General features: G+C 28.9%; 13 protein-coding genes. 10 read left to right on the top strand and 3 right to left on the bottom strand.

The window, feature by feature from the left end:
• Positions 1-42: 42 nt before the first annotated feature.
• Together ACEXNK_RS02095 and ACEXNK_RS02090 are read left to right on the top strand one after the other, a co-directional pair.
• Positions 43-375: a winged helix-turn-helix transcriptional regulator gene (locus tag ACEXNK_RS02095; protein ID WP_373600446.1), complete on the top strand. Its 333-nt coding sequence runs from the start codon at positions 43-45 to the stop codon at positions 373-375.
• Between the two features lie 111 nt (positions 376-486).
• A complete protein-coding gene (locus tag ACEXNK_RS02090) occupies positions 487-1,884 on the top strand; it encodes an FAD-dependent oxidoreductase (protein WP_373600445.1) in 1,398 nt (465 codons plus the stop codon).
• Positions 1,885-2,003: 119 nt separating this feature from the next.
• Here ACEXNK_RS02090 and ACEXNK_RS02085 read toward each other — a convergent pair whose 3' ends face one another.
• Both ACEXNK_RS02085 and ACEXNK_RS02080 read right to left on the bottom strand, forming a co-directional pair.
• Complete coding sequence (locus ACEXNK_RS02085) at positions 2,004-2,501, bottom strand: 2'-5' RNA ligase family protein (protein ID WP_373600444.1); 498 nt, start codon at positions 2,499-2,501, stop codon at positions 2,004-2,006.
• Positions 2,502-2,546: 45 nt separating this feature from the next.
• Positions 2,547-2,990 (bottom strand): GNAT family N-acetyltransferase, encoded by a 444-nt coding sequence (locus ACEXNK_RS02080; RefSeq protein ID WP_373600443.1) that lies wholly within the window; start codon positions 2,988-2,990, stop codon positions 2,547-2,549.
• Between the two features lie 185 nt (positions 2,991-3,175).
• On the opposite strand from ACEXNK_RS02080, the gene ACEXNK_RS02075 reads away from it, so the two are divergent.
• From ACEXNK_RS02075 to ACEXNK_RS02060, 4 genes are all read left to right on the top strand, one after another.
• The gene (locus tag ACEXNK_RS02075; protein ID WP_373600442.1) at positions 3,176-4,303 is read left to right on the top strand and encodes an SEL1-like repeat protein; all 1,128 of its coding nucleotides are present in this window, start codon (positions 3,176-3,178) and stop codon (positions 4,301-4,303) included.
• 107 nt (positions 4,304-4,410) lie between these two features.
• Complete coding sequence (locus ACEXNK_RS02070; RefSeq protein WP_373600441.1) at positions 4,411-5,118, top strand: TraX family protein; 708 nt, start codon at positions 4,411-4,413, stop codon at positions 5,116-5,118.
• Positions 5,119-5,426: 308 nt separating this feature from the next.
• On the top strand, positions 5,427-5,960 hold the full coding sequence (locus ACEXNK_RS02065; protein ID WP_373600440.1) for a biotin transporter BioY: 534 nt from the start codon (positions 5,427-5,429) through the stop codon (positions 5,958-5,960).
• Complete coding sequence (locus tag ACEXNK_RS02060; protein WP_373600439.1) at positions 5,960-6,343, top strand: DUF1284 domain-containing protein; 384 nt, start codon at positions 5,960-5,962, stop codon at positions 6,341-6,343. The genes ACEXNK_RS02065 and ACEXNK_RS02060 overlap by 1 nt, the downstream gene beginning before the upstream one ends.
• A 62-nt stretch (positions 6,344-6,405) precedes the next feature.
• Here the strand turns inward: ACEXNK_RS02060 and ACEXNK_RS02055 are convergent, their stop codons facing one another.
• Entirely contained in the window at positions 6,406-7,425 is a 1,020-nt protein-coding gene (locus ACEXNK_RS02055; RefSeq protein ID WP_373600438.1) for a LacI family DNA-binding transcriptional regulator, read from the bottom strand.
• A gap of 207 nt (positions 7,426-7,632) precedes the next feature.
• Here ACEXNK_RS02055 and xylB point away from each other — a divergent pair, with 207 nt between their 5' ends.
• The 4 genes from xylB to yicI all read left to right on the top strand — a co-directional run bounded on the left by xylB (position 7,633) and on the right by yicI (position 13,749).
• Entirely contained in the window at positions 7,633-9,102 is a 1,470-nt protein-coding gene (gene xylB / locus ACEXNK_RS02050) for a xylulokinase (protein ID WP_373600437.1), read from the top strand.
• A gap of 13 nt (positions 9,103-9,115) precedes the next feature.
• Positions 9,116-9,730, top strand: a complete 615-nt coding sequence (locus ACEXNK_RS02045) for a DUF4867 family protein (RefSeq protein ID WP_373600436.1) — start codon at positions 9,116-9,118, stop codon at positions 9,728-9,730.
• A gap of 29 nt (positions 9,731-9,759) precedes the next feature.
• A complete protein-coding gene (locus tag ACEXNK_RS02040) occupies positions 9,760-11,235 on the top strand; it encodes an L-fucose/L-arabinose isomerase family protein (protein WP_373600435.1) in 1,476 nt (491 codons plus the stop codon).
• A gap of 168 nt (positions 11,236-11,403) precedes the next feature.
• Positions 11,404-13,749, top strand: coding sequence for an alpha-xylosidase (yicI, locus tag ACEXNK_RS02035; RefSeq protein WP_373600434.1), 2,346 nt, complete (start codon positions 11,404-11,406; stop codon positions 13,747-13,749).
• The last annotated feature ends 28 nt before the right edge of the window (positions 13,750-13,777 follow it).

Here is a 13,777-nt window from a genome sequence, read left to right as displayed (position 1 = left end):
AATTAAACAACTTGAAAAATAATATAAGTAGGAGAGAATAATATGTATAATATAGATGAAATTATATATGATTGTCCTGTAGAAGCTTTATCAAATATATTAGGGAAAAAATGGGTTGCTATAATAATATGGGAATTACAAGATAAAAAGTTGAGATTTGGAGAATTACAAAGGGCTGTAGAAGGTTGTACAAAAAAGATGCTTATACAACAACTAGATTTATTAATTGAAAACAATATAGTTAAAAATGATAAAAAGATAAATAACAACACAGTGGAATCAACATACTATTTAAGTAATGATGGATTAAACTTACTTCCTATTATGGAGACAATGATATGTTGGAGTAACAAAAATCTTTATTGTGATAATTAAATATAAGTTATTAAAAAATATTAAAGGTTACTTAAAAGTGACTAATTTAAATTACTTTCTAACGACTATATACTATAGATATAACAAAAGCGAATAGGAAGGTGTTAAAAAATGATAAACAAATTTGATACTATAGTAATAGGATTTGGAAAGGGTGGAAAAACATTAGCAATAGATTTAGCTAATAAAGGAGAAAAAGTAGCTTTAATTGAAAAATCTTCAGAAATGTATGGAGGAACATGTATAAATCAAGCTTGTATTCCAAGTAAATCATTAGAAAGTCAATCAAAGGTTATAAGAGAAGCAAACTTAAATGAATTCAGTGAAAAAGAAAATAAATATAAACAATCAATAGAGAAAAAAGAAGAATTAATAACTAAACTAAGAAATGCAAACTATAATAAATTAAATAATAATAACAACATAACTATATTTACGGGAGAAGGGTCTTTTATAAATGAAGATACTATAGCAGTAAAAACTATAGATGATAAAATAGTTAAATTACATGGTAAAAAAATATTTATAAACACAGGGTCTAAACCTAACATACCAAATATAAAAGGAATAAACAACTTTAATATAGTTTATACAAATGAAACCTTAATGAAGCTAAAAAAACTACCTAAAAAATTAACTATAATTGGAGCGGGATATATAGGACTAGAATTTGCAGGAATATATAGTTCATTTGGAAGTGAGGTAACTATTATTAATACTCATAAAAATATACTTCCAAAAGAAGATAAGGATGATGTAGAAGAAATAGTAAATATACTTCAAAAAAGAAATGTAAGATTTTTAAATGACATATCAGTTACTGAAATAAAAGAAGAGAACCAACTAGCGAAATTAATATACACTAAAAATGGAGAAAGTAATCAATTAGAATTAGATGGTGATATAATTTTAGTTGCTACAGGAAGAAAAGCAAACATAGAAACGTTGAAATTAGATAATGCAAATGTAGAATTAGATAGTAGAGGATTTATAAAAGTAAATGAAATACTAGAAACTACAACTAAAAATATATGGGCAATAGGAGATGTAAATGGAGGTCCACAATTTACATATATATCATTAGATGATTATAGAATAATAACAAATCAATTATTTAAAGATAAGACAAGAAAGACAACAGATAGAAAAAATATTCCAAATGCTTTATTCCTTGACCCTGCATTTTCTAGAGTAGGATTAAATATAAACCAAGCTAAAGAAAAAGGATATAATATTTTAGTAGCTAAAATGCTAACAGAAGCTATTCCAAGAGCTAAACAAATAGGTAAAACTGACGGATTTATAAAAATAATTATAGATAAAGAAAGTGAGAAAATTTTAGGAGCAAGTATGATATGTGAGGAATCTAGTGAAATAATACATTTAATACAACTAGCTATAGATATGGGATTAAAATATACTTATTTAAGAGATAGAATATATGCTCATCCAACTATGACAGAAGCACTTAATGATATATTATCACCAGCTATGATAAAAGAAGTATAAATAGTATAATACTTGACTAAACGTAGCAAATAAAATAAAAGGGAGTGATTAAATAAAATCAAACCCTTTTATTTTTATTTATTATAAAATGCATTAATTAGTATATATGCAATAATATATTATAATAGCTTTTCTTCAAGAACAAATCGAGAAGGATAAAATTCATATATACTAATACTTTCTATATAACCATTAAAAGTAGAAAAATTTTCAGATACAATTGGTAGTGCTTTTTGAATATTATCTTGATCATCGATTAACATAGTAACATGAGGTACCCAATTAAAAGAATTTGCAGAATCACTATCAAACTCTTTATGCAAATCAAGAAGCTCATAAGATACAGAAGGAGATATAAAAAGAACTTTCATACCAAACAAACCAATATTATTAAAAGATACTGGAATCTTTTTTGTAACTTTACATATATGTTTTAGCTTATTAACTAAATCATCCTCTTTATCAATTTCAAAAGATCCTAAAGTAATATGATGAGGAAAATCACTAACTTGTTTTCCAATAAATCCATTTGATATTAACAAAGATTGAAGTTCTTTAAATTTATTTTCTGTTGAAACATCAAAATGGGCCATTACGTATAAAAACTTACCATCCATTAGAATCCCCCCTAACTAATTAACTTATATATATTATAAAACATTTTACTTACAATAAAGCATATTTAAATGAGGAATATCATCTTCTAAATAAATATCAGACTTTTCTTCAAAACCTAAACTCTTATAAAAATCAACTAAGTAAGCTTGTGCATAAATTCTAATTTTATCTTCATTCATTTCATTTACAACAAAATTAATAGCTTTGTTCATCATTTCTTTAGAAATGCCACGACCTCTAAAATTCTTTTTTACTAACACTCTACCTAAAGAAGCTTCACTATAAGATATACCCTTTGGTAGTATTCTCAAATAAGCAATAATTTTATCATTATCTCTAGCAAATAAGTGCCAAGATTTCTTATCCTTAGAATCAAGATCTTGATATGGACAACTTTGTTCTACTACAAAAACCTCAGACCTTATTTTAAAAATTTCATACAATTCATCTATACTTAAATCATTAAACTTTTTCAATTCCCAATTCATAAAAGCCTCCCTTAAATAAATATATTATTTAAATAATAACATAAGAAACAAACACCTTAAAAGATATTTTAAATAAATTTAAAGTGGAATTGATTGAAAAATGCGAATAAATGTCAAAATATAGACTAATAAAAACTAAAAAATTATAATAAAAATAAGAGAATATCAAAAGGGGAAATGTAGATATGAGCTATTCAGAAGATGAGATATATGAATTTAATAGAGTAGATTCATATAAAAAATTAAAAGAAGCAGTAGAATGTATTTTAGAAGAAGATAGGGAACAAGATTTTTCAAAATTTATATACTTATGTAAAATGTCAGCTTTTCAAGGTAATGAACATGCTCAGTATATACTTGGGTTATTTTATGAACTAGGTGTAGCCGGAATAGAAATGTTTTTTGAAACAGATATAATAGCAGACGGAAAGTACTTCGAGATGATAGACTTAAAAAAAGCTAGACAATGGTATGAAAAGTCGGCAAATCAGGATGATGAAATGGCTCAATACAGATTAGGTTATATCTATTACAAAGGAATTGGAGTAGAAAAAAATTATAAAAAAGCAATTAGATGGTTTGGAAAAAGTAAAATAGAATATGCTTGTTTTTATCTAGGCTATATATATGAAGAAGGACTAGGAGTAGCTATAGACTATGAAAAATCAATAAAATGGTATACAGAAGCAGTAAAACTAGACAATGCAGATGCTTGTTATAACTTAGGACTTATGTATAGACTTGGAAAGGGAGTAGATATAGATTATAAAAAAGCAATGAAATATCAAACTAAAGGAGCTGAACTAGGAAGTATTGCAGCTATGTGCCAAATAGGATATATATATGACCAAGGACTAGGAGTAGAAGTAGACTATAAAGAAGCAAAAGATTGGTATTTAAAGGCTGCAAACTTAGGATATGCAGATGCTCAAAATAATTTAGGATATATGTATGAAAAGGGGATAGGAGTAGAGATAGATTACCAGGAATCAGTAAAATGGTATTTAAGAGCAGCACAGCAAGGTGAAGCAATAGCTAAAAGTAATTTAGGGGAAATGTATACGAATGGAAGAGGTGTAGAAGTAGATTATAAAAAAGCTATGGAACTTTATAAAGAAGCTTTAAATGAAAGTACGAACTTGGAAGATAAATCAGTTGCTATTTATAATATTGCTCAAATGTATGAAAAAGGATATGGAGTAGAAGTGAATTATGAAAAGGCACTAATTTTATATAAAGAAGCAGCTAGTTATGAACTAGAAGAAGCAAAGGAGAAAGTTAACGAATTTGAAAATAAAAATAGCCTGGAATAAATGTAAAAATTTGTTACGAATCTGTAAGCCTAGTGTAATGTAAATCAATGGTACTAAATTGAAAAAAGTAATAAGATAGTATCAGAAATCATTACAGGAAGAAATAGATGAAATTATTTAGTAATTTTACATTAAAAATTATGGCTATTATATTTATGTCAATGGATCATATATACACATACATGAATGTAGCATTTGATAATCAAGTACCAATATGGTTTGGATATTTAGGAAAATTAGCAGCACCTATATTTTTCTATTTAATAGTAGAAGGGTTCTATCATACAAGAAGTAAAAATAAGTATATGCAAAGATTATTTTCTATGGCAATATTAATGATTGCTGTAGATTTGATTTTTAATATACACAATAATATATTCTTATCACTTGGATTTGCAGTAGCTATGCTTAGTATGATTGAACAAGCTAAACTAAATCCAAAAGGTTCTCAAAGCAGAAATATAAAAATTGGGTTGGCTATAGTATTTGGGATAATAGGACTATTTACAGAAGCATCTATATATGGTGTAGGAATGGTATTAATATTTTACTTCTTAAGAGAAAAGAAAGTAGCTATGACAATAGCATATATTATATTTAGTATATATGGGTTAGCAACGATGATAGGACCAGAATTTATAGATGCTGTATTTTTATGGGATTACCAATGGATGATGGTATTTGCTATAATACCAATACTTATGTATAACGGAAAGTTAGGAATATCTAATAAGTTTGTAAAGTGTATGTTTTATGGGTTCTACCCAATACATTTAATAGTAATTATATCAATTGCAAATATAATGACAATATAAGTTTTTAAAGTAAGGTTACCGAAAGGTAGCCTTTTTTACGTTTAAGTAACTATACTTAATGAATATTTGTGGATAACTTATGCATTACAGTAATGCCAATGTCTTAGTTAAAGTAAAAAAATACATTTTGAGCAAAGGGCGAAGTCGTTGGCGATATAAAGTAGTTTGCATACGCAGAGGTTCAAGCAAAGCGACTTTTTATAATTGAACAATAAATTATCAAATCTGCTTGACATACATACGTAAACTAGATTAACATATAGGTAAACCTACAAAAAAACAAGGTTAACCAAAATGGAGGATAAGAGATGAAAACAAGAGATTTAATTATTTGTTCATTATTTGCAGCGATAACAGCCGTACTAGCTCAAATTTCAATACCTTTTCCAGGGGGAGTACCACTTACAATGCAAACTTTAGCAGTTTCGTTAACTGGAATAATATTAGGATCTAAAAAAGGATTTATAACTCAGTGTATATATATGTTACTTGGAGCTATAGGTATACCTGTATTTGCTAGTTTTTCAGGAGGAATACAAGTAATATTTGGACCAACAGGTGGATTTATACTATCATTCCCTATAATGGCTTATGTAATAGGACTTATATGTGAAAGAACTAATAATAAAGGATTAATATTACTTGCAATGGTATTAGGAAGTATAGTAAACTATGCTGCAGGTACTTTACAGTTTGCATTTATAACAAAAATGTCAATGATGGAATCATTTATGGCTTGTGTAGCACCTTTTATAATAACAGGATTAGTAAAAGCAGTACTAGCAACAGCAATAGGTGTAAAACTTAAAGAAAATAAATCTGTAGAAGGAGTACTAAATTAATGAAACTAAGACCACACCACTTAATGTGTACACAAGGTTATAGTGGAAAAGGCTACAATGAAGAGTTTATACAGAACATGGATAAGGTAACTTATGAGTTAAGAACTAATAAAGATTGTGTAATTGAGCTAGTATTTTCAACGGATGATATTTGTAAGGCTTGTCCTAGTATGATAGGAGTAAACTTATGCGAAACTAATGAAAAAGTTAAAAATATAGATGAAAAAGTTATAAAGTATTTTAATTTAGAAGAAAAAGAGTACAACTATAATGATATAGTAAATTATATAAAAAGTAATATTACACCGAACATGATGGATGATATATGTGGTAAGTGTAACTGGTATAAAATGAGTAAATGTAAAAAAGTAATATGTGGGTAATACATATGAATAAAGAAGCTCCATAGATTTAATGCTATGGAGCTTCTTTATTTTATATAAAACTACATATTTTCTTTAATGCGTATATCAACTGAAACATAATTATATTCTTCTTTTGGTAAATCTCCAGTAGTTAGATAATTAAATAAAATATCAATGGGTTTTTCACCTTGAATGCTTGGTTGTTGGCAGATTATAGATTTAACTATTCCCTTTTTTAGCATATCTTTTGTTGTTGGAACATCGTCAAATGCAATACTTGTAATATCAGAATCTTTATTCAATGTAATTGCAGCACGACATCCGCCATAAACTCCTCCAGCAACAAAGAATAAGGCATTTATATGAGGATGTTTTTTTAGAAGTTTTGAAGTAAGTTCATAACTTATAATATCATCATCATCATTATAAATTGTATCCACTATTTTTATATGAGGGTAATCATTATGTATACAATCTTTAAAACCCGCAATACGTTGGCTATGGCAAAGTACATTTTCAAGACCGCTAATAATACCAACATATACATTATCTTTAGTCATTAAGTTCATCAAACCAGCAGCTGTTTTACCAGAAAGATAGTAATTACTTCCTACATATGCTATACGTTTAGATTTGTTTATATCTGTATTTAATGTAACAACAGGAATCCCAATATTAAATAAGTCATTAATTTTAGAAAAAATTTTTTCATCGTTATAAGGAGTAAGAGCAATACCATTTATGCCTTCCTTTACAAGTTCATCAATAGCATTAATCTGTTCTTGAACTCCGATTGTTATACGCTTTATTGTAATAGTACAATTATATCCTTCCAATTCCTCTTGTTTTCTTTTTATACCAGATATTACATCATCAAAAAATGGATTTGTATTACCAAATAAAATAACTCCAATTTTTAAATTTTTCTTTTGAGAACTTAGAATAAGTGCGGCTTTATTAGGCTTATATCCAAGTGCATTAGCAATTTCTCTAACTTTATTTGCAGTATTAACATTAACTGAACCTCGGTTATTTAGTACACGATCAACAGTTCCACGAGATACACCAGCAATCTCAGCAATTTCTTTTATAGTTGCCATAAATACTTATCTCCCTTGATTAAAATATATAAAAAAAATATCATATTTTATAAGAAAAGTCAACGTGCACGAACACGTGTTAAATTTAAATATAAATATTAATAATAAAAAAATATTATAAAGTAGTTGAAATTAAATAGAAAAAATAATAAAATAAAAAATGTGCTCGTGCACAATATCTTAAAATGATAAAAACAGGGGGTAGAAATGTTATACATTGGTATAGATCTAGGAACTTCAGCAGTAAAACTTTTATTAATGGATGAAGAAGGAAAAATAAAAAATATAATATCAAAAGAATATCCATTGCATTTTCCCCAAAATGGTTGGGTAGAACAAAATCCAAAAGATTGGTATGAGCAGACTATATTAGGGATAAAAGAACTAATAAAATATTTCGATAAAAATCAAATTGCAGGTATTGCTTTTAGTGGACAGATGCATGGGCTTGTAGTATTAGATGAAAAAGATGAAGTTATTCGTCCGGCTATACTTTGGAATGATAGTAGAACAACTAAAGAAACTAATTTCTTAAATAATGTAATAGGTAAAGATAGGCTATCACAATATACTGCAAATATTGCATTTACAGGTTTTACTGCACCAAAAATATTATGGATGAAAGAAAATGAACCAGAAAATTTTAAGAAGATAAAAAAAATAATGCTACCAAAAGACTACCTTACTTACAAGCTATCTAATATGTTTTGTACTGATGTTTCTGATGCATCAGGTATGCTTTTATACGATGTGGAAAATAGATGTTGGTCCAAAGAAATGATAGACATTTGTGGAATAAATGAAAATCAACTGGCAAAAGTTTTTGAAAGTTATGAAGTTGTAGGAAGTATTACAAAAGAAATAGCAAAAGAACTTGATTTAGGAGAACATGTTAAAGTAATTGCTGGGGCAGGAGATAATGCAGCGGCAGCAATAGGAACTTCAACTGTAGGTGAAGGTAAATGTAATATATCACTTGGTACTTCAGGAACAGTATTTATTGCAAGTGAAAAATTTAGTGTAGATGAAAATAATGCATTACATTCATTTGCACATAGTGATGGAAACTATCACCTAATGGGATGCATGCTTAGTGCAGCATCATGTAACAAGTGGTGGATAGAGGAAATACTCAAAACTAATGATTATAATAAAGAGCTAATTAATATAAAAAAACTTGGAAATAATAACGTATTTTTCTTACCGTATTTAATGGGAGAGAGATCGCCGCATAATGATCCAAGCGCACGAGGTTGTTTCATAGGAATGAGGATGGATACAAAGAGAGAAGATATGTCTCAAGCTGTTCTTGAAGGGGTTGCATTTGCATTAAGAGATAGTTTTGAAGTTGCTAAATCTCTTGGAATAAAAATAGAAAGTACTAAAGTTTGTGGTGGAGGAGCAAAAAGCCCAATTTGGGTGAAAATAATTGCTAATGTACTAAATATAAAAGTAGAAAAAATTGAAAGCGAAGAAGGTCCTGCATTAGGAGCAGCGATATTAGCCGCGGTTGGATGTAAAGAATTTGACAGCGTAGAAGAAGCATCTAATAAAATTGTTAAAGTTATAGAAACAATAGAACCAGATCCAACAATTGTAGAAAAATATGAAATTGCATACAGAAAATTTGAAAAAATATACCCAACAATTAAAAACTTATATACAGAATTAATGTAAAAGGGAGTGCAATATGAGAGTTTTAAATGTAAATGAAGATAAATTTAGGAAATACGGTAGAGTACTAAAAAACCATAGTTACAACAATATTTTAGAGATTATGAAAAAGTTGGAGTGTCCACAAAATATTATATATGAACCATCTATAAAAGCTCTAGAAAATACATATGAAATGAAAGTATTAGCTAATGAAGTATATGGAGGTATGGATATACAAATAGGTTATTGCAATGGATATAACAATAAACTAAATGCTGTCGAGTATCATAAAAATAGCGAGGTTAATGTAGCTGCTACGGACTTAATACTATTATTAGGTTGGAAGCCTGACATAACTGATGAATTAACTTATGATAGTTCAAAAATAGAAGCATTTTTAATTCCAGAAGGAACAGCTATAGAGTTGTATTCAACGACTCTTCATTACGCACCATGTGGAGTAGATGGAAACGGTTTTAAATGTGTAGTAGTTTTGCCAAAAGGAACAAATACAGATATTAACTTTTCGATACCTAGAGAGGGAGAAAACACTTTATTAGTGGCTAAAAATAAGTGGTTAATAGCTCACGAAGATGCAAATATAAAAAATGCGGTAAATGGAATTATAGGAGTCAATATAACGATATAAAAAATACAAAATAAAGGGGAAGATTGAAAATGAACAATATACCGTCAATAAAAATAGGAATTGTAGCTGTAAGTCGTGACTGTTTTCCAATGTCACTTTCAGAAAATCGTCGTAAAGAAGTTGTAAAAGAGTACACTGAAAAATACGGAGAAATATATGAATGTCCAACTTGTGTAGAAAATGAACTACATATGAGAAAAGCTTTAAGTGAAGTTAAAGAAGCTGAGTGTGATGCTTTAGTTATATATTTAGGCAACTTCGGACCAGAAACATCAGAAACATTATTAGCTAAAGAATTTAACGGACCAGTTATGTTTATAGCAGCAGCTGAAGAAAGTGGAGATAAACTTTTAGATGATAGAGGAGATGCATATTGTGGAATGCTTAATGCAAGCTACAATTTAAAACTACGCAATATAAAAGCATACATACCAGAGTACCCAATTGGAAATGCAAGAGAATGTGCAGATATGATACATGAATTTGAGCCAATAGCAAAATCAATTTATGGATTGAACAACTTAAAAATAATATCATTTGGACCTCGTCCACAAGATTTCTTAGCATGTAATGCTCCAATAAAGCAACTTTATAATTTAGGAGTAGAAATACAAGAAAACTCAGAGTTAGATTTATTTGAAGCATTTAAAAAACATGAAAATGATGAACGTATACCAAACGTAATAAAAGAAATGGAAGAAGAACTTGGAAAAGGAAATAAAAAACCAGAAATATTAGCTAAATTAGCTCAATATGAACTAACATTATTAGATTGGATAGAAGCAAACAAGGGTTCTCGTAAGTTTACTGCAATAGCAGGCAAGTGTTGGCCAGCGTTTCAAACTCAATTTGGATTTGTACCGTGCTATGTAAACAGTCGTCTAACAGCTAAGGGTGTTCCTGTTTCTTGTGAAGTTGATATATATGGAGCTTTAAGTGAATTTATAGGAACTATAGTAAGCAATGATACTGTTACTTTACTTGATATAAATAATACAGTACCTAAAGATATGTTTGAAGAAGAAATTAAAGAAAATTACTCATATACACAAACAGACACATTTATGGGATTCCACTGTGGAAATACTGCAGTAGACAAATTAGCATTTTGTGAGATGAAATATCAAAAAATAATGGCACGTGCATTACCAGAGGAAGTGACTCAAGGAACATTAGAAGGCGATATAGTTCCAGGAGATATAACTTTCTTCCGTTTACAAAGTACATCAGATGCTAAACTATGTGCATATATAGCTCAAGGCGAGGTTTTACCAGTATCAACTAGATCATTTGGATCAATAGGGGTATTTGCAATATCAGAAATGAGACGTTTTTACAGACATGTATTAATTGAAAAGAATTACCCACATCATGGAGCGGTTGCATTTGGTCATTTTGGAAAAATTTTATATGAAGTATTTAAATACTTGGGTGTTCCTGTAGAAGAAATAGATTATAATCAGCCTAAATCTGTACGTTACAAAACTGAAAATCCATTTTTTTAGAAGTTAAATATAACATAATAAATTTATAAAATAGTATTTATGACATTCAAAACAAAAAGATAAAAAAGACCTATAAAGTAGTATAGAAAATACCTAACATATAACTAAAAAATATTATAAACTGTATTTAATTCAAGTAAAACTATATTAATGGGGAGGCATATTAAATTGAAATTTAGCAATGGAATGTGGTTAAACAAAGAAAATTACAAGGTTTTATATCCTGCACAACTTTATGATATGGATATAGAAGAAGTTAAATTAACAGCATATTGTCCTTTTGTAAAAGTAAATACAAGAGGTAATACTTTAGATGGAGGGATGTTAACAACAGAGATATCTTCTCCTATGGAAAATATAATTAAAGTGAAGATTACTCATCATGCAGGCGGGAGTGATAAGTCTTATTTTAAATTAAATGAAAAAACTCCAGAAGTTAAAATAAATGAAAATATTGATAACTATGAATTTATATCAGGTAGTTTAAAAGCAGAAATAGGAAAAGGTGAAAACTGGGGAATCAAATTTTATAGCAATGATAGATTACTAACTGAAACAAGTAGAAAAGGAACAGCGTATATTACTACAGATAAACAAGAAGTTTATATGAGAGAGCAATTAGCATTAGGTGTTGGAGAATTAGTATATGGGTTAGGAGAACGTTTTACTCCTTTTGTTAAAAATGGTCAAGTAGTAGAGGCTTGGAATCAAGATGGAGGAACTGCAAGTGAACAATCATATAAAAATATACCTTTTTATTTAACGAATAAAGGATATGGAGTTTTTGTTAATCATTCTGAAAATGTATCTTTTGAAATTGGGTCAGAGGCAGTTAGTAAAGTTCAATTTAGTGTAGAAGGTGAATCACTTGAATATTACATAATAGGTGGAAATAACATAAAAGAAGTTATAAATAATTATACAAATTTAACTGGAAAGCCGTCGCTTCCACCAGCATGGTCATTTGGTCTTTGGCTAACAACTTCATTCTGCACAAATTATGATGAAGAAACAGTAATGAGCTTTATAGATGGAATGTTAGAGAGGGATATACCACTAGAAACTTTCCACTTTGATTGTTTTTGGATGAAAGAATTTGAATGGTGTAACTTTGAATGGGATAATAGAGTATTCCCAGATCCAGAGGGAATGTTAAAACGAATTCATGATAAAGGGATAAAGGTTTGTGTTTGGATAAATCCATATATAGGTCAAAAGTCACCTTTATATAAAGAAGGTGCTGAAAAAGGATACTTTGTCAAAACAGGAAATAATAAAATATGGCAATGGGATAGATGGCAAGCAAGTATGGCTTTAGTTGATTTTACTAATCCAGAGGCTTGTAAATGGTATAAATCACATCTTGAAAGATTAATTGATATGGGAGTTGATAGTTTCAAAACGGACTTCGGAGAAAGAATACCCGTTCAAGATGAATTTTACGGAATAGATGCACTAAAATATGGTATAAAGTACTATGATGGATCGGATCCTAAGAAAATGCATAACTATTATACTCATTTATATAATAAGGTAGTATTTGAGCTTTTAGTAGAAAAGCTAGGAAATGAACAAGCTTGTGTATTTGCTAGATCAGCAACAGTTGGAGGACAACAATTCCCAGTACATTGGGGAGGAGATTGTTTATCTAATTATCCTTCTATGGCAGAATCATTAAGAGGCGGATTATCGTTAAGTCTTTGTGGGTTTGGATATTGGAGCCATGACATAGGTGGATTTGAAGAGGGATGTACAGCTGATATCTACAAAAGATGGACTCAGTTTGGGCTGTTATCATCTCATAGTAGATACCATGGAAATGTTGAGTATAAAGTTCCTTGGGTATATGATGAGGAAGCTGTTGAAGTAACCCGTAAATTTACTAAATTAAAAATGAAGCTTATGCCTTATTTATTTAAGTATGCTGTTGAAGCAAAAAATACAGGGGTACCTATGATGAGACCTATGGTGCTTGAATATTATGATGATGAAACATGTACAAACCTAGATCGTCAGTACATGCTAGGTGAAAGTTTATTAGTAGCACCTATATTTAGCAAGACTGGAGATGTGAGTTATTATTTACCAGAAGGAAGATGGACAAATTTATTAAACAATAAAGTACTTGAAGGTGGAAAATGGTATAAGGAAAATTATGATTATATGTCGCTACCTTTAATGGTTAAAGATAACACTATAATTCCTATAGGATTCAATGACAGAAAGCCAGATTATGATTATTTAAAGAATATAGAACTTAACATATTTGAATTAACTGAGAATAATAAAGTAGAAACTATGCTGTATAATTCTCTTGGAGAACAAGTAGGACAGGTGTCTGCATTAAAGAGTGGAGATAAAATAACTGTTAAAACACAAGGAATAAATGGAGACTATAAAATAGTTCTTAGAAATATTAAAGCAACATCTGATAATGCTAATTGTAAATACAATTTAGAATTAGGGACAATTGCACAATCTAAAGATAGTGAAGTTGTATTTACAGTAATATAGTATATCAAAACTTAAGCATTTAGATTGA

The organism is Paraclostridium bifermentans, from assembly GCF_964259345.1.
GTDB lineage: Bacteria > Bacillota > Clostridia > Peptostreptococcales > Peptostreptococcaceae > Paraclostridium > Paraclostridium bifermentans_B.
The sequence above is the reverse complement of the archived record's forward strand: the minus strand, read 5'-3'. Positions and strand labels throughout refer to the sequence as shown.